Origin of the sequence: Pantoea sp. PNT03, assembly GCF_014852515.1 — a bacterium.
GTDB classification, from domain to species: domain Bacteria; phylum Pseudomonadota; class Gammaproteobacteria; order Enterobacterales; family Enterobacteriaceae; genus Pantoea; species Pantoea leporis.
In genome coordinates this window covers 421,989-447,475 of record NZ_JACVBT010000003.1, presented here as the reverse complement: position 1 = coordinate 447,475, position 25,487 = coordinate 421,989, and the positions used below count along the sequence as shown (strand labels likewise).

Genomic DNA, 25,487 nt, shown 5'->3' with positions numbered 1-25,487 from the left:
CCCATTCTGTCGCGGCGCGATTTATCGCGCCGCGACGAAAAGATGCGGCTTTTACCTTATCTGAGTCGCAAACCCTGCTCATCAAACAATAAACAGTGCTCGGCACGCAGCTGATAACTTAGCCGCTCGCCCATCGCGTGTTCCGCCACGTTACGCTCCTCAATCACCAGCAGCTTCTCTTCGCCGATGTCGAGATAGAGATAATTGGTGTGTCCCAGCATCTCGCTAAACGACAACTCGCCACTGAAACTCAGGACATCCTCATTGCTGCTCACTGGCTGGAAATGCTCTGGACGTACGCCCAGCGTGATTTTCTGCCCTTCGCGGCACGACGCGGCGATCGGCAGCGTAAGCTGATTAATGCCCAACGCCGGCACCCGCAGTTGCACCGCGCCCGGCGCGATCGCGGCCACTTCGGCAGTGAGGAAATTCATCTTCGGCGAGCCAATAAACCCGGCGACAAACAGGTTGTCGGGATCGCGATACAGCGCCATCGGTGCGCCGACTTGCTCAATGCGGCCCTGACGCAGCACCACGATGCGATCCGCCAGCGTCATCGCCTCCAGCTGATCGTGCGTCACGTAGATCATGGTGTTGCCCAGCGAAGCGTGCAGGCGAGCAATCTCAATGCGCATCTGCAAACGCAGCTCGGCATCGAGGTTCGACAGCGGCTCATCAAACAGAAAAATGCGCGGATGGCGGATTATCGCGCGGCCAATCGCCACACGTTGCCGCTGTCCGCCGGACAGCGCGCGCGGTAAGCGGTCAAGAAATTCTGTCAGATGCAGGCGCGCCGCAGTCTGTTTGATCGCCTGCTCAATTTCCGCTTTCGGGCGCTTCATCACTTCCAGCGGATAGGCCAGATTGCCGCGCACCGTCATGTTCGGGTAGAGCGCATAGGACTGAAACACCATGGCGATGCCGCGCTCGGTGGCGTGCTGATCGGTCATATCGGCGCCTTCAATCAGCAACTTACCGTCGGTGATCTCCTCCAGCCCGGCAATCATGCGCAGCAGCGTAGATTTCCCGCAGCCGGAAGGACCGACAAACACCACGAATTCGCCGCTGTTAATGGTGAGATCGATGCCATGAATCACGTTTACATTTTCGTAGGACTTTTTAACGTTTTGCAGATGCAGGCTGGTCATGCGATGCCTCGACTCAGAGAAGTTGGCCCATATAAATGGCGTTGCTGCGCACAATCGGCGTGAAGCCAAGGCGCTGATAAAAGCCGCACACCTGCTCGTTCTGCAGGCTGACGCCGAGATAAACGCCCGGCACGCCCGCGGCACGCAGATCGTGTAGCAGCTGTTCAATCAGCTTGCGCCCCCAGCCACCTTGCTGCGCGGCGGGTAACAAATTGATGTGCAGATGCGCAGGCCATTGCGTCACCAGCTGATCCGCTGCCGCATCGGGCTGATGAATCGCTTCCAGCACTTTGCTGTCGAGCGGCGCCTGCGGCGCGTAATCGCGATACTGCTGTTGCAGCTGTGGCCACCAATCAGTATTCAACTTTGCTTCGAAGGCGCGCGTATCGGGCGCGGCGACCACGTAGCCGACTACCTCGCCGTGCTGTTCCAGCACATAAGCAAATTCGGGCGCAAAGCGCGCGTAGGGAATGACAAAGCGCAGGCCGGGCAGCACGGGATCGGAGTAGAGCGCGCTGGCATCGGTGCCGGCATTGGCGGTCTCTAAGCAGATGCGCGACAAGGCGGGAAAATCTGCCTCGCTGGCGCGACGAATAACACCTTCAGCCGTCATGGTGGAGCCTCTGTGGTCAGGAGATGAACAGATTTTACGGTAAAGAAAGCCGACTTAGTTTTCAAGGTGTAATAATTGCGCTGGCGCACAAAGCTGATGCGAACTATAACCACAAAGCATGACTGGGCGGCTGACAAACTCACGCGCAACGCCGGTATGAGCGCTGGTTGAAAGCACATTGCCTTTCGCTTATCTATTGCTGTGATGATAACTATAGGATTTTCGTATGCTCTATCAGTGAGTTAATGCGTCTCTCTTGGCTGAGTGATTTATACCGATGCTCAGGCTTTACTGTGCGGCGCTGTCCGGTTTGCGCGCTGAATCGCAGCATCCTCTGCTGTTCTGGCGGCTTTTCTTCTTACTCTTTGCACTGTATCACAGAGCAAAAATTCCGCAGGGGTGATGTTTGACTTTCTTTTGTGCATAAAGTAAGTATGAATTATGTGCGTTGTCGCTGCTGAATCAACCTGCCGGGAATCGCAGGTGTCGAGATGAAGGGATGCCAGTCATCTGTTGGAGAAACCGAGCATGATGTGTGATTCAACCAATCGTCCTTCCCGTTTGCAAAGTTCACTGCGCACGGTGTCGCGTCTGGTCTCCGCCGGGATTCTGCTCGGTGCGACCATGGCAGCCGCGCAGGCCGTTACCCTGAATGAGTGGGACATTTACAACTATCCGCAGCAGACCGAAGCGGTGGATGAAGCGGTAAAAGCGTTCCAGCAAAAGAATCCGGGCATTGTGATTCAGCGTTCGGTGCACTCCTTCGAAGACACGCGCATTCCGCTTAAGCTGGCGCTGACCGCCGGTGACGGCCCGCAAATCGCCCAGGTGAATCAGGGCGGCGGCGATATGGGCTCGCTGGTGAAAGACAAGCTGCTGTGGCCGCTGGATGATTACGCCAAAACTTACGGCTGGACCACGCGCTTCCCGGATTCGATCCTGAAGCGTAACCGTTGGTCAGATAAACAAGATTTCGGCAGCGGCAAACTCTACGGCGTAGCGAGCCTCGGCGAGATGGTGGGTTTGTACTACAACAAAGCGCTGCTGGATAAAGCCGGTGTCGCGGTACCTAAAACCCTGCCGGAACTCGAACAGGCGATGGAGAAACTCAAAGCCGCCGGCACACCGCCGATGATGCTCGGCCTGCTCGACGGCAACATGGGCCAGCAGCTGCTCAGCACCTTGTGGGAAGCGCAGATTGAGAGCAGTGACCGGAAAAAACTCGACGATCTGATTTACGACGTGGGCGGCACGTTTAAAGACGACAAGCTGGTGAAAGCCGCCAACCTGATGAAAGGCTGGAACGACAAAGGCTATCTGTTCCCCGGCTTCCAGGGCATTGGGCACGACGATGCGGCGACCCTGTTCCAGAATGGTCAGGCAGCGTTTCTGGTGAGCGGAACCTGGTATCTCGGCCAGTTTAAAGACAACAAAGATCTGCACTTCGCTGCGATGCCAGCGGGCGAGGGCGTGCAGCATCCGCTGATGGTGGGTGGCACCGATCTGGCGTTCTCTATCACCAGCACCGCCAAAGACAAAGCGCAGCAGGATGCCGCAGCGAAGTTCATCGATTACATCGTCTCAGATGAGATGGCGAACCGCTGGCTAAAAGTGGGCTTCCTGCCGGCCGGCACCAGCAAAAATGCGCAGATTCCGGCGGATAACCCGCTGCTGGCAGAAGCGTATCAGGTGTGGGTGACGCTAAATGACAACGATGGTCTCGGCCATTATCTCGACTGGGCCACGCCAACCATGAACGCCGAGCTGAATCAGAATGTGCAGCTGCTGCTGGCGGGACGTCAAACCGCCGACCAGATGGTGATCAACTTCGATAACAACTATCAACGTTACCTGAAAACCCTCAAGCACTGATGACGTACGGCCCGGCATAAGTGGCCGGGCCGCGAACAGGCCCGCAAGCGAGTACGGTTATGCTGAATAAATCTGCCTGGCGCAATGCGCTCTATCTTCTGCCCGCGGTGCTGGTGTATGCGGTGTTTCTGCTGATGCCGCTGTTGGCCTCGTTAGGGATCAGCTTCACCGAATGGGACGGCACCTCGTGGCCGATTTTCATCGGCATGGGTAACTATCTGCGCATGTTCCAGGATCCGGTGTTCTGGGTGGCGCTCGGCAATAATGCCTTGCTGATGCTGTTCTACACGCTGTTTCCGATTGGCGTTGGACTGCTGCTGTGCAGCTTCCTGTATGAGACGCGTAATAACAAAGAGCGCAGCGTGCTGCGTATTCTCTTCTTCCTGCCGTACATCATGCCGATGGCGGTGCTTGGCGTGGTGTGGCGCTGGCTGTATAACCCGGCGTTTGGCCCTATCGATCAGTTCCTGCGCGCCGTGGGTTTGCCGCAGCTGGCGAAGTCGTGGCTGGGCGATTTTACCTGGGCGCTACCCGCGGTCGGCTTTGTCGCCACCTGGTACTTCTTCGGTTTCTGCCTGGTGCTGTTTATGGCGGGCTTGCAACGCATGGATCCGTCGCTGTTGGAAGCGGCCGATCTCGATGGTTCATCACGCCGCCAGAAATTTATGCGCATTACGCTGCCGTCGCTGCGTCCGGAACTGCGTATCGCGCTGCTGCTGACGGTGATCGCCAGCTTGAAAGCTTTCGATCTGGTTTACGTGATGACGCAAGGCGGGCCGGGCACGTCCACTATGGTGACCAACATCTTTATGTATAAGCAGGGCTTTGACCTGCACTACTTCGGCTATGCCTCCGCCGTGGCGGTGTTCAGTATGCTGATTGTGTTAATGATCAACGGCTTAATTCATCTATGTCTACGGGAGCGTCACTGATGCGCGGCACGCCAACTGTCTCACGCGCGCTGATCTGGATTGTCGCGCTGATGACCATCCTGCCGTTTTTAATGGCGCTGATGACCTCGTTCAAAACCCAGATGGAGCTATTTCAGGGCGTGTTTACCTTGCCCTCGTCGCTCAATTTCAAAAACTACATCACCGCGTGGCAGCAGGGACATTTCAACGTCTACTTCATGAATTCGGTGCTGGTGGTGATTCCGGTAGTGATCTGCAGCATCCTGCTCGGCATTCTGGCGGGATTCGGTTTTGCCTGGCTGAAGATCCCCGGCAAAACGGTGGTTGCCGCGCTGCTGGGCCTTGGCATGGTGCTACCAAGTGAAGCCTTTATTATTCCGCTCTATCACGAGCTGCGCTGGATGGGCCTCACCAACACCTATCTGGCGCTGATTCTGCCGCAAATTGCCTTGTCGCTGCCGTTTACCACGCTGATGATTGCCACCGCGTTGCAGCAGGTGCCGCGCGAGCTGGTGGAAGCGGCGGTGATGGATGGTGCATCACGCCGCAAAATTCTCTGGGGCCTGCTGGTGCCGGCGATTTGGCCAACGCTGTCCACGCTGGCGCTGCTGCTGTTTATCTGGACGTGGAACGAGTTCCTTATCCCGCTGATTCTGGTGAATAAAGATGAGCTGCGCACCTTGCCGATCGGCATGATGTTTTTCCAGAATAAAAACACCATCGATATTCCGGTGCTGATGGCGGGCGCGATGATTGTCATCCTGCCGCTGGTGGCGGTGTTCCTGGTGTTCCAGCGCAAATTTATCAGCGGCGTCACCGAAGGCGCGGTGAAATAACCATCTTGTCCACCAGCAAAAGGTTTTGGTCATGCGGCGCGTGCTGCAATAGCGCATCGCCGCTATTCAGGAGAACCGCATGCACGTTTCACTGGCTGATTTCTATCCCATCGCCGATGGCGAAACGCTGGATACACACTGCTTCCAGCGTGCACTCAATCATCTGGCAACGCGCGGCGGCGGCACCTTATCAGTGCCGCCTGGCCGCTATCATCTCGGCACGCTAACGCTGGGTTCCAACATTAATCTGCATCTCGAAGCGGGCGCCACGTTGCTCGCCAGCTCACGCGTTGAGGATTATCAGCAGCAGCTGGCACAGAGCCAGGCTGAACTGTCGCAGCATGTGCTGCTGTACGCCGTCGGGCAGCGCAATATCAGCATCAGTGGCAAAGGGGTGATCGACGGTAACGGCGATACGTGGTTTGCTGCGGAAAAGGACGAGCAGGGTTATCGCCTGCCGCGTGCGCAGCGCCCGCGCATCGTGGTGTTTGAGGATTGCGAGCAGGTGACGCTGCAAGATTTCACCATCATCCAGGCGCCGATGTGGACGGTACATCTGGTGAGTTGCCTCCATGTACATGTCGACCATCTCACCATCAATAACAGCATGAGCATGCCGAACACCGATGCGCTGGATATCGACAGCTGTGAAGCGGTGTTTGTCAGCAACAGCTACCTGAGCGCGGCCGATGATGCCATCTGCATCAAAACCAGCCAAAAACCCGCGCATCTGCGACGTGCCGCGCGACAAATCATGATCAGCAACTGCCTGCTGCGCTCATACAGCTGCGCGTTCAAAATCGGCACCGAAACCTTCGATGATGTGGAAGATGTCACCGTCTCCGGCTGCACCCTCTTTGATTCCAACCGCGCGATTGGCTTGCTGTCGCGCGATGGCGGCCAGTTCCGCCGTTTGCTGTTCAGCAATATCACGCTGGCCTGCCGTCACGCGCCGCCGTGCCATTGGGGTAAAGCCGATGCGCTGTTTGTTTCAGTGCGCGCACGCGATCCGGCGATAGCGCCGGGCAGCATTGAGCAACTGCAATTCAGCAACGTCAGCGGTGTGATGGAAGGAGCAATTAACCTGCATGCGGAACAACCGGGACAGATTCGTGATGTGATGCTGGCGAATGTGCAGCTGCGGCAAGTGCTAGCAGCAGCTGCGGATCAAGGGCATTACGATGTGCGCCCGCCGTGTAATCCCGAATCGCCGACCGGCATGGGTTTGGACAATGCGTACAAACTGGATAGCGCATCGGGCTTAGCGTACGGTGTTGCCGCCTATCCGGATGGCTTGCCGGGCGTGTTTGCGCGCGGCGTGGAGAATCTGCAGTTGCATAACGTGGTGATTACGCGCCCGCAGCCGTTGCCCCACGGCTGGCATGCGGAAACAGTGCAGATTCTTTAGGGCACGCCTGGATGTTACAACGCAGCAGCGATAGCCGCGCCCAGCTCCTCGATTGACGCGCGGCCGTCGAGGTCGCGCGTCAGGCTGTTGCCCGCCGCCAGCGTAAGCTCGATGGCATCCAACACCGCTGCGCCCGCTTCGGCGTAATCGAGGTGCTCCAGCATCATCGCGCCACTCCAAATCTGACCAATCGGGTTGTTCACGCCTTTACCGGCGATGTCGGGTGCCGATTCAAAGGCGCTGTAATTAATGCGTTGATTTTGATTATTTGTAATCATATTTGATGCTTTGTGAGCAACTTCAAACAAATTAAGCCCTGTTTAGCCTATAAAACGCCTCTAATATGCGTAAATTCATTCTTATTTGAGCGAAATGAATCATAAGCATAAGTGGGGTGGCGAAGTGCGTAGACACGGTGAATAACAACATCGGCCACCTCATCAACGGGACGCGTGAAGCCCAGCGCGTTCCACGACCCTACGTTATCGATGAGGCTGAAATGAAACAATTTTCTACAGAAGGGATGGTGATTATTGTCGGGATTGTCATTGCGTACATCCTGTTCACCACCTGGCTCACCTGGCGTCTGCGCAGTAAAAACAGCGGCGACTTTATGGCTGGCTCCAATGTGATGCCGGCATTTGTGGTGGGCGTGATGCTGATGTCGGAATACATCGGCGCCAAATCCACCATCGGTACGGCTCAGGCAGCTTTCGAAGATGGCTTTGCCGCTTCATGGTCGGTGATTGGTGCCGCTATCGGTTTCCCGCTGTTTGGTTTTTTGCTGGTAAAGCGCATCTACAATACCGGCAAAATCACCATCTCTGCGGCGATCGCTGAACGTTATGGCAACTCCACCAAAAACATCATCTCGCTAATCATGATCTATGCGCTATTGCTGGTTAACGTCGGTAACTACGTGAGCGGTGCGGCGGCGATCTCCACGGTGCTCAACCTCGATCTCACTACCGCTGCGGTGATCACCGCGATCGTCAGTACGTTCTATTTTATGTTCGGCGGCATGAAAGGCATCGCCTGGGTCACGCTGCTGCACAGCGGACTGAAATATATCGGTATTCTGATCATTCTCGGCGTGGCCCTGCACATGACCGGCGGCGTCAGCCCAATGATTAAAGAGATGCCGCATTTCTACTGGACGTGGGACGGCAACGTTGGCGGCAGCACTATTTTCGCCTGGATGATCGGTACTATCGGCTCGATCTTCTGTACTCAGTTTGTGATTCAGGCGATTGCCTCGACCAAAAGTGCCGAGTCCGCCAAACGTGCAACCTGGGTGGCGTTCTTCTTCTGCATGCCGATTGCCATTGCTATCGCGCTGATTGGCGTGGCGGCGAAATACCTGCATCCCGATATTAAAAGTCTCTACGCGCTGCCGGTGTTCCTGCAGGACATGAGTCCCTGGCTGGCGGGGATTGTCACCACCTCACTCGTGGCGTCGATCTTTGTCAGCGTCAGCACCGTAGCGCTGGCGATTGCCTCGCTGGTGGTAAAAGATTTCTACGTGCCCTATCGCAATCCGACGCCGGAGCGTGAGTTCCGCATGACGCGCTGGCTGTCGCTGCTGATCGGTTTCCTGCCGCTGATTTTCGTGCTGTTCGTGCCGGAAGTGTTGAAGCTCTCCTTCTTCACCCGCGCTATTCGGCTGTCGATTTCAGTGGTGGCAATCATCGCCTTTTACCTGCCGTTCTTTAAAAGCACGCGCGGCGCCAATGCAGGCCTGATTGGTGCGTGCGTCATGACGTCAGTGTGGTATCTGCTCGGCGATCCTTTAGGTATCAACAACATGTACGTGGCGTTGATCACGCCTGCGGTCATCATGGTGATTGACCGCCTGATCCCTTCAAGCCAAACCCATGAGAAAAAAGCCCCGAAATCTTCAATGCAAAACAGTGGAGCCTGAAATGAGTGATTTAACCTTTACCGTTGAACGCAGCGGTAACCTCCATCCGCACGCGCAGGATGCGCAACAGCTCACGGCGATGCTGCCTTCGGTCTGCCCGCAGAACCATGCGGCGAATCTGCTGCCGCTACCCAATGGCGACTTGCTGTGTGTGTGGTTTGGCGGCACGCAGGAAGGGATCGCCGATATTTCTGTGTGGTGCTCGCGGCTGAAAAGCGGCAGCACACAGTGGAGCGAGGCGGAAAAACTCTCTGACGATCCCACGCGATCGGAGCAAAATCCGCTGCTGTTCCTCGATCCCGAACAGGTGCTTTGGCTGCTGTGGACGGCGCAGAAATCCGGCAATCAGGACACAGCGATTGTGCGCTATCGTCAGTCACGCGATTTTGGCCGCAGCTGGGGGGCAATCGACACCTTGCTCGATCAGCCCGGCACCTTTATTCGCCAGCCGATTGTGGTGCTGCCAAATGGTAACTGGCTGCTGCCGGTGTTTTATTGCCGAACTCATCCTGGCGTGAAATGGGTAGGTAACGATGATATCAGCGCGGTGAAAATCTCCAGTGATAAAGGCCAAAGCTGGCGCGATGTGGCGGTGCCAGACAGCCTGGGCTGCGTGCATATGAACATCACGTTGCTGCAGGATGGCAGCTTACTGGCGCTGTATCGCAGCCGCTGGGCCGATTTCATCTATCAAAGTCGTTCGATCGACGGCGGCGAAAGCTGGAGTGCGCCGCTGGCGACTGACTTGCCAAACAACAACTCGTCGATTCAGGTCACGACATTGCACAACGGCCATCTGGCGCTGGTGTTTAATGCCATGAGCGCCAGAGATGCCAGCGAGCGCCGCTTATCGCTGTATGACGAAATCGAAGATGAAGAGGATGACGGCGATGTGGCGGTGGCGGCAGAGCCGCTGGTGCACAGCGGACGCAGCGCGTTTTGGGGCGCACCCCGCGCGCCAATGACGCTGGCGATTTCCGCCGATGGCGGCAAAAGCTGGCCATGGCAGCGTAATTTCGACGAGGGCGACGGCTACTGCATGACCAATAATTCGCAGCAAAAGCTTAACCGCGAGTTCTCCTATCCGAGCATCAAACAAAGTGACGATGGCGCGCTGCATGTGGCTTACACCTATTTTCGTCAGGCGATTAAATATGTGCGCGTCGATGAAAGCTGGGTGAAAGGATGAGCAGGCAGCGACACGCGCTGGTAACTGGCGTCAGCTCTGGCATAGGCGCCGCCATCGCCGATCATCTGTTGCAACAAGGTTGGCAGGTGACCGGTTTTAGCCGCACGTCGGTGCAGAACGATCATCCAGCGTTCACCTCGGTCAGCGTGGATCTGTTGGATGCCAATCTGCTGAAGCAGGCGCTACTGGCGCTGCCGAAGGTGGATGCGCTGGTGCATGCCGCAGGCATGATGGCGGCTGCGCCGCTCGGTGAGCTGGATGAGAAGCAGAGCGCGCGTTTGTGGTACCTGCACGTGCAGGTGGCGGAGATAATGGCAAATGTCTTGCAGCCGCAGATGACACAGGGCGATCGTATCTTGCTGGTTGGCAGCCGCACGTCACGCGGCGCGGCGAATCGCAGCCAGTACGTGAGCACCAAGGCGGCAATGGTGGGCATGGCACGCAGCTGGGCGGCGGAACTGGCACCCAAAGGCATCACGGTGAATGTGATTGCGCCGGGGGCGACGGAGACGCCCATGCTGCTGCAGCCCGGCCGCGCCAGTTCACCCCCAAAGCTGCCGCCGATGGGGCGCTATATCAAGCCACAGGAAGTGGCGGCGCTGGCAGGGTTTGTGCTGTCGCCTGCCGCCGATGCGATTACCGGGCAGGAGTTGGTGATCTGTGGTGGGGCGTCGTTGTAGTTTTTTCCCTCACCCTAACCCTCTCCCACAGGGAGAGGGAATTGAATAGTGCACCGACTAGCTCCCTCTCCCAGTGGGAGAAGGAATGGAATAGTGCACCGACTAACTCCCTCTCCCAGTGGGAGAGGGCTGGGGTGAGGGCAATAAGTCGCACCTAACCGCGCCGCAATCCCGCCACATCCACCTGCCACTGATGCAGCTTGTTATACAGCGCGGTGCGTGAAATCCCCAGCAGCTGCGCGGACTGGCGCAGGTTACCTTTTTGCTCACGCACCACCTGCATCAAATGCTGGCGCTCATTCTCCTGCAGCGAGGTCAATTCGCTGGCGACAGGCGCGTTACGCTGCACCATCTCTTCCGGCAGATCGTGGCGCTCAATCTCCAACCCTTCACACAAATTCACCATGCGCTCGACCAGATTCTCCAGCTCACGCACGTTGCCGGGCCAGTGCCACGCCTGCAAACAGCGCATTGCCTCGGCGGAGAGCTGCGGCGCGATGCGCTTCAGCCGGGTGCAGAGCGCCTGAATAAAGGTATTCACCAGGCCGGGAATATCCTCCTGACGCTCGCGCAGCGGCGGGATCTCCAGCGAAATCACATTCAGGCGATAGTAGAGGTCGCGGCGGAACGCGCCTTTTTCCACCGCATCCAGCAGATTGCAGTGGGTAGCGGCGATGATGCGCACGTTGACCTTGATGGGATGGGCCGCGCCGATTCGCACCACTTCGCCCTCCTGCAGCACGCGCAGCAGGCTGGTTTGCGCCTCGAGCGGCATCTCGCCAATCTCATCAAGGAACAAGGTGCCGCCATCGGCCAGCTCAAATTTGCCTGCCGAGCCGCCGCGTCGCGATCCGGTAAAAGCGCCGTCGACATAGCCAAACAGTTCGCTCTGCACTAAATCACGTGGCAATGCGCCGCAGTTCAGCGCGATAAAGGCTTCCTGCTGGCGCGGGCTGGCGTTGTGAATCGCCTGTGCGAACAGCTCTTTACCGGTGCCGCTTTCGCCGGTTAATAATACCGTGCTGTCGCTGCGGCTGCTGGCGCGCGCTTTCTGAATCGCTTGCAGCACGCGCGGCGCGTGCCCGCGAATCATCTCAAAGGTGTAGCTGGCGCCGACGCCCATCACGCGGCGCGTAATGGCGCGGATACGTTGATTCTCGCGCAGCGACAGCACGCGGCCGCCGTCTGGCGCGGGCATCAGCGAAATCAGGCAGGAAAGGGGATGCACGCCATCCGGCATAAATTGCAGCTCGCGGTCATTGCAGAACGGCATGGTGAGCAGCGATCCGCCTTGCGGTTGCAGCAGCACGTCGATCGGTCCGGCGCTGGGATCGAGGCCGCTAAAGATCTGGCGCGCATAGCGATTCAGCGTTTTGATGCGACCGTGACGATCGCAGACGATTACGCCTTCGTTCAGGGTTTCGAGGATCGACTGCTGCTCGGCCAGCAAACGGCGCAGCATCAGCTGCTGACCAACCGCTTCCGCTGCCGCCTGCACCGTGCCGAGCGTATGCGCATTAAAGTTGTCAGGCGTGGCGGTCAGCGTGAGTACGCCCAGCAGCTGGCCGCTGGCATCGCGCACAGGTGCGGCAGCACATTGGCGATGGCGTTTGCGCAGATCCAGCTTCCAGTTTTCGCCGCTCAACACGTACACCAGCCGCTGCTCAATCAGGCAGCGCGCGGTGCAATTGGTGCCGAGCACTTCTTCGCGCAGGATGCTGCCGACCGGCGTCAGATCCGCGCCGCAGAAGTGCAGCGTCACGCCTTGCGCATCGGTCAGATTGATGTGGCCATCCGGGTTATACGCCAGCAGGTTTTCCATGATGCTGCGCGCCGCGAGGATCAACTCGGCATTGTGCTCAAGGATCGCCGCCAGTTCCGCAGCGGGTGGCGAGACATAGGCAAAGGTGGCGGGATCGATCGCGCGCTGCTGCGATCGCCGCCACGACTGCAAAATGCTGTGCCGCATCCAGCCGGGCTGTTCACCGCGTTCGAAGCTGTGCCAGCCCTGCCACAACAACGTATCCCATTCGCCCACCTCCGCGCTGTCCGGCAAGCTGAAGATCGGATCGCTTTCATCTTTAAACGGCAAACGCTCACTGGCACGCATGTGACACTCCTGAACAAGATGGAATGTCCATTTTATTGACATGTGAAGTTGACATGTAAATTTTGTTGCCAAATTGTGAGCAATATCTGTGTCATGCCTCACACAAAGCGGCGAATTGCAGTTGGCATCGCCTTTGCACTACCGATTGCACATCCCTACGCTCGAATGAGCATATCCAAAACAATAAGGAATAGGTCATGACATTTCATCTTAAGCCAGTACGCGTCGGCCTGATTGGCGCCGGTCGCATGGGCAGCTTCCACGCGGAAAATCTGGCCTGGCGCGTGCCGGGTGCGATCCTCGCAGCGGTGGCCGATCCGCAACCGGGCGCGGCCGACGCGCTGACTAATAAGCTCGGCGTCGCTAAAGCGTACAGCGATCTGCATGCGCTGCTGCAGGATCCCGAAATTGAGGCGGTGGCGATTGCCGCGCCAGCGCGCACGCACGCCGAATGGGTGATCGCTGCCGCCGAGGCGGGCAAACATGTGTTCTGTGAGAAGCCGATGGCGGTAACGCTGGAAGAGGCGGATCGTGCAATTGCTGCCGCAAAAGCGGCCGGCGTGGTGTTGCAGGTCGGTTTTAACCGCCGCTTTGATTCCGGCTTTGCTGCAGCGATCGCGGCGGTGAAAGCGGGTGAAAATGGCACCACGCAGCTGAGCCGATCGCTGACGCGCGATCCGGGCCTGCACGATCCTTCGCGCATCCCACAGTGGACGATCTTCCTTGAAACGCTGATCCACGATTTCGACACGCTGCTGCACTTTAACCCTGGCGCGAAGCCGGTGGAAGTCTATGCGCTGGCCGATGCGCTGGTGCGTCCGGATTTTAAAGACAAAGGCTTGCTCGACACATCGGTGGTTACCATCCGCTTTGATAACGGCGCGATCGCCACCGCTGAAGCCAACTTCCAGGCGGTATACGGCTACGATGTGCGCGGCGAAGTGTTCGGCAGCAAAGGCATGCTGCAGGCGGGCCACATCAACGTTAACAACTGTGTGCGCTATCACCAGGATGGCATCACGATTGAAACCTCACGCATGGATTCAGACCTGCTGCGCGAAGCCTATGTGGCGGAGATGGCCGAGTTTGCCCGCTGCATTCGCAGTGGCGAAACGCCGCGCGCTACCGGTGAAGATGCACGCAACGCGCTGGTAATCGCGCTGGCCTGTATCGACTCGGTGCAGCAGCAGCAACCCATCAAATTGGGAGGTCGCTAATGGCCAGTTATCAGCTGTCGGTATGTGCCGAAATGGTGTTTCTCGATCTGCCTTTTGTCGAGCGCGTGAAACGCATTCATGAACTGGGCTTTGGCGTCGAAATCTGGGGCTGGGCCAATAAAGATATCGATGCGCTGGCGGCAACCGGCGCGCGTTTCACCTCGATGACCGGCTACCTCAGCGGCAACCTGACCGATGATGATGAGATTCAGCAACTGCTGCAAAGTGCTGAAGCATCGCTGGCGGTGGCCGAGCGGCTCAACTGTCCGGCGTTGAACCTGCACGGTACCGGACTGGATGACAAAGGTTTGCCGGTTAAACCGGTTGACGTGGTGACCGGCGCGATGTGGCTGAAAGCGGCTGATACGCTGCGCAAAGTGGCGCAGCTGGGCGAGCGCGCCGGACGCGTCTTCACGCTGGAGAACCTTAACTTGCCGGTTGATCATCCCGGTACGCCGTTCGCGCTGGCGGCCGACACGCTGGCGCTGGTGGAAGCGGTTAACAGCCCGGCGCTAAAGATGAACCTCGACCTGTATCACGCGCAGATTGGCGAAGGCAATTTGATCGAACTGATTCGCCGCTGTGGTTCGGCGATAGGTGAAATTCAGGTGGCCGATGTGCCGGGGCGTCAGCAGCCGGGCACCGGCGAGATTAACTATCGCGCCATCGCCCGTGCGCTACACGATGTTGGCTATCAGGGCACCGTGGCGCTGGAAGGCTGGGCCAGCGGCGAAAGTGGCGCCGCGCTGCAGCAGTTCCGCGATCACTTCACGCTTTAACGGTTCCACCGCCGGGTATTCGCCTGTTGCCCGGCGTTAACTTCATGAAATGAATAATAATATCTTAACCCTACAGGACTAACCCATGAACATCAGAAATGTGATGCTTTGCCTCTGCGCGCTGCTGCTCAGCCTGAGCGTGAGCGCTAAAACCTTCACCGTCGGCGTCGCGCTGGCGAACTTCGATCTCAACTTCGTCTCGATTCTGCGCACCCAGATGCAGGCAGAGCTGAAAGCTAACCAGCTCAATAGCCAGTTTGTGGATGCCAAAGGCGATGTCGCGCTGCAAGTGCAGCAGGTGGATGATTTTGTTAATCAGGGTGTCGATGCCATCATCCTCAATCCGGTGGACACTCAAGGCGTATTGCCAATGATTACCGCGGCGAAAAATGCCGGCATTCCGCTGATCTTCGTCAATCGTAAGCCAGAAGTGAAACTGCCAAGCGACATGGCGTATGTTGGTTCAGACTCGGCGTTGGGCGGAGAAATGCAGATGGAAGCGCTGGCGAAGAAGATGAATTACAAAGGTAACGTGGCGATTTTGATGGGCGCGCTGTCGAATGAGGAAGCGCGTGAACGCACCCGCGCGGTGGAAGCCGTGATTGCCAAATACAAAGATATGAAGGTGATTGAAAAGCAGAGCGCCAAATGGCAGCGCAACGAAGCGGTGGATGTGGTATCGAGCTGGCTGCTGAATCAGCGCCCGATTGACGCTATCGCGGCGAATAATGATGAAATGGCGATTGGTGCCATCATGGCGCTCAACCAGGCGAAAAATGAGAAGATTTTGGTCGCCGGTATCGACGGCACGCCGGATGGTCAGCAGTTCGTGAAGAACGGCAAAATGACGCTGACCATTTTCCAGGACGCGAAAGGGCAGGCGACCGGCGCGGTGCAGGTGACTAAAGCGCTGCTGGAGAAGCAGAAAGTGCAGGAGTTCAACTGGATTCCGTATCAAACCATCACGCCTGAGAACTATGCGCAGTTCGCGGCGAAATAACATTTTTATTTACCAAAACTCTCCTGCTCGCAGGAGAGTTTTACGCTGGAAACCCGATTTATTCCTCTTCCACTTCGCTTTATTTGCCTAACTCTGACTGATAAACTCCGGCTGCAACCAGAATTGTCTCTGGTTAATGATTGCTCAGGCATGATGCATTAACAGAACGCATGCTTTCGACCGGAGAGAAGTGCAGGATGGATAAAGAGATTCTCAACACCATAAATTCTCAGCACCTTTTTCCCGCGCACAGCGACCGGCATATTTTTTTTGGTGTTGATGGTAAATTCATTGGCCACTCGCTGATTACCATCATGTCGATAATCAAGCATGCCAATGATGTTCGTTATCACTTTCATCTTATCTCTTCGGAAATATCTGCAGTTGATACTGCGCGTCTGGAAAAAATATTCGCTGGATCGCCACATGGGTTAACGCTGCATCATATTCAGGATAGTTTGTTTAGCGCGTTCCCTACCACAGAGTTGTTCACTCGCGCGACCTATTATCGTTTTCTCGCTCCGCTTATCTTGCCGCATGCCACTAAATTGCTTTATCTCGATGCCGATATGGTGTGTCTGAATCCTCTTGATGAATTATGGCAGATTGCCATGCCAGCTGACGTTATTGCCTTGGTGGTTGGCGAGATTCAGGCATTGCAACCGCAGTTGGCTGAAAAGGTGGGCTTGCGTGGAAAGCGCTATTTTAATGCCGGCATGATGCTGATTGATGTTCAAAAGTGGAACCGCGAGCAGATCAGTGAACGCGCTTTTAATTTGCTTAGCGAAAAGGGAAAACAATTCCAGTATCTCGATCAGGATGCGTTGAATACGTTGCTTGAGGATCGTGTGATATTTACGGAAACGCGCTTTAACACCATTAATATGCTCTCACACGATGATAGCGGTTATACACAGGATGTGCCGAAAAATACCTGCTTATTGCATTATGCGGGTGCCGATAAACCCTGGCAGCGGTGGAATCAACAGCACGTTGGCCATTACTATCGCGATCTTTATCAGATTTCGCCATTAGCCGACGTCTCTTTTGAAACACCGAAAAACGCGCAACAAGCGAAGAGAATGTATAAATTTTTGTTCCGTAGTCATCAATGGATGCCGGCACTCTATTGGCGCATTAAGTATTTTAAAATGAGGTATTTTTGAGTGCAGACTTTACGTTTGAAGCCGCTGTTAACCGAAAGTAATATTTATCAGCTGTGCTTTTTGCTGTTAACCCTGGCATTTGCGACCTCGTTAGTTATCCCCGCATATCCTAAGAAAACATTTTATCTGGTGGGTTATTTAACGCTATTTTTTCTGCTGGCCCAGGGAATAAAAAGAAAATTCATTATCGATAAGAGTGCTTTCATCGTCGCTATTCCCATTCTATTATTGGGAATAGTCAGGGTAATATGGTCGCGTGTTTATGCCGATGCCTATTTTAGCGATGTAGTGGATAACTATTTTCAGGGCGGTAAACTTTTCATTATCTCCGCTTTTGTCAGCTATTTTTTCATTGCGTGGCGTCACTGTTTGTCAGCGAAAGTCCTGCGCATTAGCGTGTGCTTGTTAATTTTTGGCTTGCTGCTGACGCTGGGCGCCGGCTTGTACGAACATGCTCAGACGCAGCAACGCATCAAATTACTCACAGATTCAGCCGGTACCGTTTCATACCTGATGACGGCGTTAGCATTAACTGCCCTGTTTATTGTGAATAAGGTGATAGTTCGCCGCCTTAATCAAATTCTGCTGTTCACCGCTATCTTTGTGGTGAATATGCTGCTGATGTTCCTCACTGAGTCACGTGCGGCGGTGTTGGTGCTGCCCGTTTTATACTTGCTCTGTTTTTATCTGGTTCATCGCTGGGCAGGAAAATATTCGCTGGTGATTTTAGTTCTTTGCATTGCGGGGGGGCTGTTCTTCATGCCCAGCTCCATTATGCATCGGTTGGACAACATCCAGAACGAAATAGACAGCTATCAGAAAAATAATGATACCTCAATTGGTGCGCGCTTCTCGATCTGGAAAAGTGGCTATCACAGCGTTTCCTGGTCGCTGCTGGGGCAAAGTCCGGATGACAGAACGGATAAAGCGCGCGTTTATATTAAAACCTATGAACGCGCTAATCCTGAGGCTTATAAAAATGTGATGTATCACTTGCACGATGATTTTTTAGAAACGCTTTCGCTGCAAGGTATCGCGGGTGCTGTCACCCTGATTCTTTTTTATGTGGGTTTAATTGTGGCGGCAATGCGTCGTCGGGCATGGGATGTCGCGCTGCTTCCTGTTTCCATTTTTATATTCGGTTTGACCGATACCGTATGGATTCAAAGCAGTTCAGTGTTTATTCTGATGGCATCGATTATTATGGGCTATGCGCTGATGCAGCATAAGCCCCGAACGCATCTCTAATATTTGTCAGGTCGCCATTGAAGGCGACCGATTTTCTCAACGCTTCAGCCCATTCTCCGCAATTTCATTCTCAGATATTTTTTCTTCAAACTAAACCTGACTTTACTGTCCAGCAAAAATGAAACGAAAGAGACGTTTTCAATCGCCTGCTTCACCACCTGTTTCTCATGTTCATCGTTAATCAGCGGATAAAACTTATGCGCCAGATTGATCCAGTGACAAGCGAGCAGGTTGCGGTAGCTTTCACCGAGCACATTATCCATCTGTTGCGTGGCTTTGATCAGCATCGATATTTTATCGGCATCCAGCGCGCTGGAGAGACTTTTTTCTCGTTTGAAATAGAGATACGGGCTCTGCTTCGCTAAAAATATCGTCTGACTGGCTTTCAGAATCGAGGGGAATAAATACGCATCTTCGTAGCAACTGAAGTCAGGGAAATGGTTATCTTCCAACAGCGAGCGTTTAATAAACTGACCGATAAAATGCGCCTGAATATCACGATGGATGAGGAATTTTTCAATCACCTGATGTTGCGACAAGGCGTTGACCTGCAAACCTTTCCACTGCTGTAGTTTGGTCTTCTTTTCATAAATTTCATTCAGCGGCGCCAGCAGAATATCGGGTTGTTGCGCCTGCAAAAATTGCACGATGTCAGCAAAAGAGTTCGGCAAAAGCTGATCGTCACCATCCAGCATCGTGACGAAGTGGCCGCTGCATTTGCTGACGCCAAAATTTCTCACTTTGCCGATGTTACGGAACATCACGTCAAAAATTTTCACCTGGCTGAATGAAGCGGCAAAGCTGTGCAGCAACGCGCTGGTGTTATCTGTGGATGCGTCATTCACCAATACAACCTCGACCGCATCCTCAACGCCAGAGCAGGCCTTTTTGAGGCTGTTTAACGTCTCAACAATGTATTTTTCGCAATTGTGAGCCGTGACCAGGACGCTGAGAGTGCAAGGTGAATCCATAGTTAGCATCTATCCGTTAATGTTCTGAGAGCATTCATTGCTAACAAGTCTATCGCTTTCTACGCTGAAGGGAATGAAATTGTGTTGCATGGTTTAGGTAATCATACTCACAGCTCTGCGCGTCGTTAATCAGCACAACTAAACTTTCCTCCCGCCTTGCCGATGTTTTTTACCACTGAGTCCGTGCGCTTTGCTCCACGATTTTGGGGCTCTACGATCAACTTCTGGTGTGGAAAAATGTCATGATCGCAACGCCCTTGTCAGGCCCGGCGGCTTCGCCGGTGGAGATGGTTTCGCTCAAACGTATCGCACAGCGCGCGGATAGCCTGGCGGTGTTCCTCAGTTGGGCGCTGTTGCCGATTGCACTTGGCGTTGGCTGGCTAAATGACAGCGTGCTGGTGGCGCTAATTGCGGGTTTGGTATTGGCGCTGCTGGCGACGTTTTTCGGCACCGCGCTGCGCGGTACGCTTACGTCGCGGCTGGTCTTATCCGCGCTGTTAATCGGCTGGGCTGGGCTGCTTATTCAGGTTGGCGGTGGCGCAACCGAATACCACTTCTCGGTGTTTGTGTTGATGTCGGCGCTGCTGGCGTGGCGAGATGTGCGCCCGTTATTGATGGGCGCTGCGGCGGCAGCCACGCATCATGTGTTATTCAATTATCTGCAGGAAAATGATCTGTTTGGCGTGGTGGTGTTTCATCATCCCGGCTGGGACATGGTGTTTTTCCACGCGCTGTTTGTCGTGGTGCAAACCGCGATGCTGCTGGTGATTGCACGCCAGATGGCAGCGGATGCGCGCTCGGCCAGCGAAGTGGCGCAACTGGCGGCACACATTAATCAGCAAGCCGGTTATCTCACGCTGCGTGCCGATACTCAGCAGAGTGAAACGCCGTTCGCGCGCACCTTCAGTACTACGCTTGGGACCCTACACGGCACTTTGCATCAGGTCAGCGACGGCGTCGGTCAACTGCTGGCGGAATCCGACAGCATTCTGGAGCGCAACGCCGCGCTCTCGACGCGTACCGACGAGCAGGCGCAAGCGCTGGAAGTGGCGGCCAGCGCCATGAGCGAAATCAGTATCGCTGCCAGCTTAACCCGGGACAAAGCGCAAAGCGCGTGCGAGCTGGCGAGTGAAACCCGCGCGGTGGCGACGCGTGGTGAAGAGAATATCCAGTCGGCGATTCGCTCGATGGAGAAAATCAGCGAAGAGTCGAGAAGGGTGAAGATCATCCTGGAGCTGATCGACGGCATTGCGTTTCAAACCAACATTCTGTCGCTGAACGCCTCGGTGGAAGCGGCGCGTGCCGGTAATCAGGGACGCGGTTTTGCCGTGGTCGCCAGCGAAGTGCGTAATCTGGCGATGCGCAGCGAAAGTGCGGCACGCGAAATCCGTCAACTGATGGATGCCAGTTCCACCAGCACCGAACAAGGCACCGTGCAGGTGGAGCATGCGGCGCAAACCATGCGCGAGATTCACAGCAGTATTAGCGGGTTATCGCAGCTGGTGACGGAACTGTCGGCGATGAGTGAGCAGCAGAATTTGAGCATTGAGCAGATTCAGCAGAGCATCAATAGCATTGATCACAGCGTGCATCATAACGTGCAGCACGTGGCCGAAACGCTGCAAGTGGCGCAGCAGCAACAGCAGCAGGCCAATGCGCTGAAGCAGGCGATTTCGTTATTTAAGTTGGGATAAGCGTGACCTTTGCAAAGGTCGCCATGAATGGCGACCTTGCGTTAGTTACTCTACGCCATTAACCAGCAGCACGCGGTATTTCGCGCCTTTCAGGCGATGCGCTTTGGCTTCCTGATACGCCGGGCTGAAATACCAGCCTTTCGCCGCCTCAGCATCCGGGAATTCGAGCACCACCACGCCTTCCGCTTCCGGGCCTTCCAGCGTTTCCAGGGCGCCATAAAACGCCAGCGGGGTGATGGGATGGTCGCCGCGCGCCTGTCCGGCTTTCTCGGCATACGTCGTCAGCTCGTCCTGGTCTAAGGTTTCGTCCTTAATAAACACCACATATGCAGCCATTATTTCTCTCCTCTCGCCTGGCGTTTGTCTTCAGTGTTGTTATCGAAATCGGCGGCATCATGGCGCTCCAGCAGCTGATCCTGCGGCTCGGCACCAAAAGCGCGATTCACTTTACGCCCGCGAATCACCGCCGGACGCTCGGCAATCTCTTTTGCCCAGCGCACCACATTTTTGTACGACTGCACATCAAGGAATTCGCTGCCGCCATATTGGTTGTTCAGCACCAGATTGCCGTACCACGGCCAGGTGGCGATATCGGCGATGGTGTATTCGTCACCGGCGAGGAAGCGATGGTCGGCCAACTGACGATCCAGCACGTCCAACTGACGCTTGGCTTCCAGCGTGAAGCGGTTGATGGCGTATTCGATTTTCTCGGGCGCGTAGTGATAGAAGTGACCAAAGCCGCCGCCGAGATACGGCGCAGAACCTTGCAGCCAGAACAGCCAGTTCAGGGTTTCGGTGCGGCCTGCCAGCGAGGTCGGCAGGAAGTGACCGAACTTCTCGGCCAGATAGAGCAGGATATTGCCGGATTCAAATACGCGCTGCGGTGGCGTGACGGAATGGTCGCTCAGGGCCGGGATTTTCGAGTTCGGGTTTACATCGACAAAACCGCTGGAGAACTGATCGCCATCGCCGATACGGATCAGCCAGGCATCGTACTCGGCGTCTTTGGCACCCACCGCCAGTAACTCTTCCAGCAGGATAGTAATTTTCTGGCCGTTTGGCGTGCCGAGCGAGTATAGCTGCAGCGGATGTTTGCCGACCGGCAAGGTTTTGTCATGCGTCGGCCCGGCGGTTGGACGGTTGGTTTTCGCGCCGTTACCTTTGGCTTCCGGGTCCCAGGTCCAGACTTTCGCGGGCTGATACTGATGTTCCGACATAGTGGTTTCGCCTTGTTGTGATTGTATTTTTGCTGCTACTGAGTGTAGCAGCGCGTGATACAGGCGATTTAACCGCGCTGGCGGTGGGACGCAAAGTCCGATTATGTAAAGTTCTCTTGCGTAAACAGCATAAAGTCCACTCTACCAGGCTGATAGGTGTCGGGGATGTCGCCCTCTTCCAGATGCCGCAGCATCAGCGTTAAGGCAAGCTGAGCATGGCGCAGGGTGTTTTGATCGAGGGTGAGGTTCAGCACGCGATCCTGCAACAGTCGGCGTGTGGTGCTGTACAACTCGTGCGTGACGTACAGCACTTTACCGTCGAGACGATGACGCGCCAGCGCTTCGTGCACCTGTGTGTTGCCAATGCCGGTGTTATACAGCCCGACAATCGGCGGCGAGGCGGCCAGCGTTTTTTCTAACAGGCGGCTAATGCGTTCGCGCTCATCCTGACCGGCAAGAATCTCGCGCAGGCGCAGCTGCGGAAAGCGTTCGGCCAGCACCGCCTGAAAGCCCTCAATGCGCAGGCGGTGGGCAGCGTAATCCGCGCGTCCGCTCATCAACACCACTTCACCCGGCTGCGGCAGCATGCTGCCGAGCATCAAACCGGCGGTGCGCCCGGCTTTGTATTGATCGATACCGACGTGGCACAGCCGCGCGGCATCGGGCAGATCGGCGACCAGCGTGATCACCGGCACGCCGCGCGCTTTACAGGCGGCGAGCGCATCGTAGATCAGCGGGTTTTGATGGGCGAAGACGATCAGCGCATCCATCTTTTTACTGCTGGCGGTGATGTGTGCGGCGAGTTTTTCCGGTGCATTTTCCGGGATCAGCGTGCGATGCAGACGCAGGCGGCGATAACCGAGCTGGTCGGCGAGTTTGGCAAAGTCTTGCGCTAATTGCTGAAAGAAGAAGGAGGCGTTGCCGCTGAGCAGCACTTCGATCTGCCACGGATGGCGATGCTCCTCGGGCAGAATGCGTTTTAAACCGGCGTCACGCGCTGCCTGCAGGATTTTTTTGCTCATGGCGGGCGATACGCCACCGCGATCGTTGAGTACCCGGTCAACCGTGGCGACACCGACGCCCAGTTGTTTTGCCAGCTCGGCCAGCGTCACTGCTTTCATGTTGCGTGCATTCCAATAGAGCGGGCCCTCATCCTAACCTTCTCCCGCCAGCGGGAGAAGGGACCGATCGAGCAAGCCGCACCATCCCGTTCCCTCTCCCGGTGGGAGAGGGTTAGGGTGAGGGCATCAGCGCGCACTCAACTATCCCAACAGCTCACGCTCAATCAGCTCGCGGGTTTCCACCGCCTGATACTTCATCTTCTCCGGATAACCGAACAGCGCCGCCGAGATGATCGACTCGCCGCCAACCTTAAAGGTGCGGTTGGCAAAATTCATCTCGCGCAGTGCTTCAAACAGCGCATCGAAATTCACTTCGCCTTCACCGACCGCCACGTGCTGGTGGATGGTGGCATCCACGCCTGGCGGGTTGACGATATAACGGCAGTGCTTGGTGTGGTTCATGGTATCGGCGATCAACATATGCGAAAGATCGTCGCCGGCGTAATGCAGCATGTTCTTCACATCGCCCACACCTTTGTCGTAATAGAAGGTGTGCGGTGCGCTGTAGATATACTTCACGTTTTCGCTACGGAACGACTTCACAATGTCTGCAGTTTCGTTGCTCTGCTCACAGAAATCCCACGGATGCGCCTGAATTTCGACGCGGATGCCTTCACGTTCGATGATCGGCAGCAGCTCTTCCATCGAACGATAGAACATCTCTTCACAAATTTCTGGCTCGTTGGGATTGCCCGAAAGCTCGGTGTTGATCACCTGCACACCCATTTCGACGGCAATCTCGATCATGCGTTTCCAGTTCTTCACCGCCGCCTGACGACGCAGTTCATCCGGGCCAGACCAGCGATATACGGTGATGAACGAGGAGATCTCCAGCCCGGTGGCATTCAGCGCGTTTTTGTATTCGCGCATGATTTCACGGCTGGCTTTCGGATGTTTATAAAACGGGTTGATCTGCGGGTGCGGCGACTGCTCGATGTACTTGTAGCCCCATTCCGCCACCTGATGCACCATGCGCGTAATGCCGAGATCCCTGATTACATCCACATCAAAAGCGATTTTCATTGTTTTCTCCTGAGCGTTAAGCGGTGCGGACTTTGATGATGACCATACTGATCTTGTTCCGCGCTTCATCACGTATTCTGATGTGAAACCATCAGCCGGACCGCTTTGAATACGCACATGAATATCAAACATTTATTCTGAATGGTATTAAGATGAAATGAATTATTTCATTTTTGCGAGAGCGATCAAAATAATGAGAGATTCTCTATCACTCGAAGCCAATTAATGATGATTTCTGTGCGGGATTATTGGTGATTTACCGCAGGTTAAGGCATTATTTTTGATAATTTATTATCATTTCATTCAGGGAAGTAGCGCATGAGTAAAATCACCATGACCGCGATTGCCGCCGCCGCAGGTGTTGGCGTGGCGACCGTCGATCGCGTGTTAAACCGTCGTGCACCGGTGCGCGCCGCAACGGAGCAGAAGGTGCTGGAAGCCGCTAATCGCCTCGGTTATCGCATCGGCAATGTGCCGCTGCTGAGCGGCACCGCGCCCGCCGCCAGCGTGACGCTGCGCATGGGCTTTATCCTGCTGTCAAAATCCTACTCGTTCTATCATTCCCTCACTGATGCGCTACGCCAGCATACGCAGCCGTTTCATCCGGCAGGCAGCGAACCGCTTTTTACCTGGCACGACATTGATGATGTGGAAGCGGTGGTGGCCTCGCTGTATGCGCTGGCCGGGCAGGTGGATGCGATTGGCTTAGTCGCGCTGGACCACCCGCTGATTCGCCATGCGATAGAAAACATATCGCGTCAGGGCGTGCGGGTTTATGCGCTGTTTTCCAACTTTTCGCCGTGCGGTCACGCCGGTTATGTCGGTCTGGATAACCAGAAAGCCGGACGCACCGCCGCGTGGATTGCCACGCACCTGTTGCATCAGCCGGGTTCGGTCGGCGTGCTGGTGGGCGACCATCGCTTTATCTGTCAGGAGAGCAATGAGATCAGTTTCCGCTCCTATCTGCGTGAGCAGGACAGCGCGCGACGCGTGCTGGAGCCGCTGAAAACCAATGAATCGATTGATGGCGGCTACCGTTCCACGCGTCAGTTACTGGAAGAACATGCCGATTTGGCACTGATCTTCGCGCCTTGCGGCGGCATTGAGGGCGTGATTCATGCGTTGCGCCAGCAGCCGCAGCGTAAGGTGGCGTTGATATGTCATGGTCCGGTGAAAGAGGGCGAGCTGGCGCTGATTGATGGCACCATTACGGTGATGATCCGCAACCGCATCGACGAAATGGCCATGCGCCTGGCGCAGATGGTGCAGCAGCATCATGCGCAGCCGGGCGATCATTTCTCCCAGATCATCCTGCCGTTTGATATCGTCACGCGTGAAAACCTGTAGGCCGCGTCGTTGCTGT

General features: G+C 55.6%; 22 protein-coding genes and 1 pseudogene. 14 read left to right on the top strand and 9 right to left on the bottom strand.

Annotated features, from left to right (window positions below; genetic code table 11):
- Positions 1–56: 56 nt before the first annotated feature.
- Together IB226_RS13830 and IB226_RS13825 are read right to left on the bottom strand one after the other, a co-directional pair.
- On the bottom strand, positions 57–1,148 hold the full coding sequence (locus IB226_RS13830; RefSeq protein WP_192235944.1) for an ABC transporter ATP-binding protein: 1,092 nt from the start codon (positions 1,146–1,148) through the stop codon (positions 57–59).
- 13 nt (positions 1,149–1,161) lie between these two features.
- Positions 1,162–1,761 carry a GNAT family N-acetyltransferase gene (locus tag IB226_RS13825; protein WP_192235942.1) on the bottom strand — a complete coding sequence of 200 codons (600 nt, stop codon included), beginning with the start codon at positions 1,759–1,761 and terminating at the stop codon, positions 1,162–1,164.
- 528 nt (positions 1,762–2,289) lie between these two features.
- Between IB226_RS13825 and IB226_RS13820 the strand changes: the two genes are divergently transcribed.
- The 4 genes from IB226_RS13820 (at position 2,290) to IB226_RS13805 (ending at position 6,788) form a co-directional block, all read left to right on the top strand.
- Entirely contained in the window at positions 2,290–3,633 is a 1,344-nt protein-coding gene (locus IB226_RS13820) for an ABC transporter substrate-binding protein (protein ID WP_008105576.1), read from the top strand.
- Between the two features lie 59 nt (positions 3,634–3,692).
- Positions 3,693–4,565, top strand: coding sequence for a carbohydrate ABC transporter permease (locus tag IB226_RS13815; protein WP_101762375.1), 873 nt, complete (start codon positions 3,693–3,695; stop codon positions 4,563–4,565).
- Positions 4,565–5,380: a carbohydrate ABC transporter permease gene (locus IB226_RS13810; protein ID WP_101762341.1), complete on the top strand. Its 816-nt coding sequence runs from the start codon at positions 4,565–4,567 to the stop codon at positions 5,378–5,380. The genes IB226_RS13815 and IB226_RS13810 overlap by 1 nt, the downstream gene beginning before the upstream one ends.
- A 79-nt stretch (positions 5,381–5,459) precedes the next feature.
- Positions 5,460–6,788, top strand: coding sequence for a glycoside hydrolase family 28 protein (locus IB226_RS13805; RefSeq protein WP_192235940.1), 1,329 nt, complete (start codon positions 5,460–5,462; stop codon positions 6,786–6,788).
- Between the two features lie 14 nt (positions 6,789–6,802).
- Here IB226_RS13805 and IB226_RS13800 read toward each other — a convergent pair.
- A pseudogene (locus IB226_RS13800) lies at positions 6,803–7,018 on the bottom strand (isocitrate/isopropylmalate family dehydrogenase); the annotation flags it as partial.
- Between the two features lie 269 nt (positions 7,019–7,287).
- Between IB226_RS13800 and IB226_RS13795 the strand changes: the two are divergent.
- From IB226_RS13795 to IB226_RS13785, 3 genes are read left to right on the top strand one after another with little or no spacing between them, the layout of a single operon-like run.
- A complete protein-coding gene (locus IB226_RS13795) occupies positions 7,288–8,709 on the top strand; it encodes a sodium:solute symporter family protein (protein ID WP_137385003.1) in 1,422 nt (473 codons plus the stop codon).
- 1 nt (position 8,710) lies between these two features.
- Complete coding sequence (locus tag IB226_RS13790) at positions 8,711–9,898, top strand: exo-alpha-sialidase (RefSeq protein WP_192235938.1); 1,188 nt, start codon at positions 8,711–8,713, stop codon at positions 9,896–9,898.
- Positions 9,895–10,578, top strand: a complete 684-nt coding sequence (locus IB226_RS13785) for an SDR family NAD(P)-dependent oxidoreductase (RefSeq protein WP_192235936.1) — start codon at positions 9,895–9,897, stop codon at positions 10,576–10,578. Before IB226_RS13790 ends, IB226_RS13785 begins: the two co-directional genes overlap by 4 nt.
- Before the next feature lie 154 nt (positions 10,579–10,732).
- Here the strand turns inward: IB226_RS13785 and IB226_RS13780 are convergent, their stop codons facing one another.
- Positions 10,733–12,688 (bottom strand): sigma-54-dependent Fis family transcriptional regulator, encoded by a 1,956-nt coding sequence (locus IB226_RS13780; RefSeq protein WP_192235934.1) that lies wholly within the window; start codon positions 12,686–12,688, stop codon positions 10,733–10,735.
- 197 nt (positions 12,689–12,885) lie between these two features.
- Here IB226_RS13780 and IB226_RS13775 point away from each other — a divergent pair, with 197 nt between their 5' ends.
- The 5 genes from IB226_RS13775 (at position 12,886) to IB226_RS13755 (ending at position 18,098) form a co-directional block, all read left to right on the top strand.
- On the top strand, positions 12,886–13,905 hold the full coding sequence (locus IB226_RS13775) for a Gfo/Idh/MocA family oxidoreductase (protein WP_192235932.1): 1,020 nt from the start codon (positions 12,886–12,888) through the stop codon (positions 13,903–13,905).
- Positions 13,905–14,684: a TIM barrel protein gene (locus tag IB226_RS13770; protein WP_192235930.1), complete on the top strand. Its 780-nt coding sequence runs from the start codon at positions 13,905–13,907 to the stop codon at positions 14,682–14,684. The genes IB226_RS13775 and IB226_RS13770 overlap by 1 nt, the downstream gene beginning before the upstream one ends.
- 85 nt (positions 14,685–14,769) lie before the next feature.
- The gene (locus tag IB226_RS13765) at positions 14,770–15,684 is read left to right on the top strand and encodes a substrate-binding domain-containing protein (RefSeq protein WP_137385009.1); all 915 of its coding nucleotides are present in this window, start codon (positions 14,770–14,772) and stop codon (positions 15,682–15,684) included.
- A gap of 197 nt (positions 15,685–15,881) precedes the next feature.
- The gene (locus IB226_RS13760) at positions 15,882–16,850 is read left to right on the top strand and encodes a glycosyltransferase family 8 protein (RefSeq protein WP_101762332.1); all 969 of its coding nucleotides are present in this window, start codon (positions 15,882–15,884) and stop codon (positions 16,848–16,850) included.
- Positions 16,851–18,098 (top strand): O-antigen ligase family protein, encoded by a 1,248-nt coding sequence (locus IB226_RS13755; RefSeq protein WP_192235928.1) that lies wholly within the window; start codon positions 16,851–16,853, stop codon positions 18,096–18,098. It begins immediately after the preceding gene.
- A gap of 44 nt (positions 18,099–18,142) precedes the next feature.
- Here IB226_RS13755 and IB226_RS13750 read toward each other — a convergent pair whose 3' ends face one another.
- Positions 18,143–19,069 (bottom strand): glycosyltransferase family 2 protein, encoded by a 927-nt coding sequence (locus IB226_RS13750; RefSeq protein ID WP_192235926.1) that lies wholly within the window; start codon positions 19,067–19,069, stop codon positions 18,143–18,145.
- Positions 19,070–19,311: 242 nt separating this feature from the next.
- Here IB226_RS13750 and IB226_RS13745 point away from each other — a divergent pair, with 242 nt between their 5' ends.
- A complete protein-coding gene (locus tag IB226_RS13745) occupies positions 19,312–20,763 on the top strand; it encodes a methyl-accepting chemotaxis protein (RefSeq protein ID WP_192235924.1) in 1,452 nt (483 codons plus the stop codon).
- 45 nt (positions 20,764–20,808) lie between these two features.
- Here the strand turns inward: IB226_RS13745 and IB226_RS13740 are convergent, their stop codons facing one another.
- The 4 genes from IB226_RS13740 to IB226_RS13725 form a co-directional block, all read right to left on the bottom strand.
- A complete protein-coding gene (locus tag IB226_RS13740; RefSeq protein ID WP_192235922.1) occupies positions 20,809–21,099 on the bottom strand; it encodes a DUF1330 domain-containing protein in 291 nt (96 codons plus the stop codon).
- Positions 21,099–21,980, bottom strand: coding sequence for a glutathione-dependent disulfide-bond oxidoreductase (gene yghU, locus IB226_RS13735; RefSeq protein ID WP_137385013.1), 882 nt, complete (start codon positions 21,978–21,980; stop codon positions 21,099–21,101). The genes IB226_RS13740 and yghU overlap by 1 nt, the downstream gene beginning before the upstream one ends.
- A gap of 101 nt (positions 21,981–22,081) precedes the next feature.
- On the bottom strand, positions 22,082–23,101 hold the full coding sequence (locus IB226_RS13730) for a LacI family DNA-binding transcriptional regulator (RefSeq protein WP_192235920.1): 1,020 nt from the start codon (positions 23,099–23,101) through the stop codon (positions 22,082–22,084).
- Positions 23,102–23,242: 141 nt separating this feature from the next.
- On the bottom strand, positions 23,243–24,124 hold the full coding sequence (locus IB226_RS13725; RefSeq protein ID WP_007888450.1) for a sugar phosphate isomerase/epimerase family protein: 882 nt from the start codon (positions 24,122–24,124) through the stop codon (positions 23,243–23,245).
- Between the two features lie 318 nt (positions 24,125–24,442).
- On the opposite strand from IB226_RS13725, the gene IB226_RS13720 reads away from it, so the two are divergent.
- Positions 24,443–25,471, top strand: a complete 1,029-nt coding sequence (locus IB226_RS13720) for a LacI family DNA-binding transcriptional regulator (protein WP_101762324.1) — start codon at positions 24,443–24,445, stop codon at positions 25,469–25,471.
- The last annotated feature ends 16 nt before the right edge of the window (positions 25,472–25,487 follow it).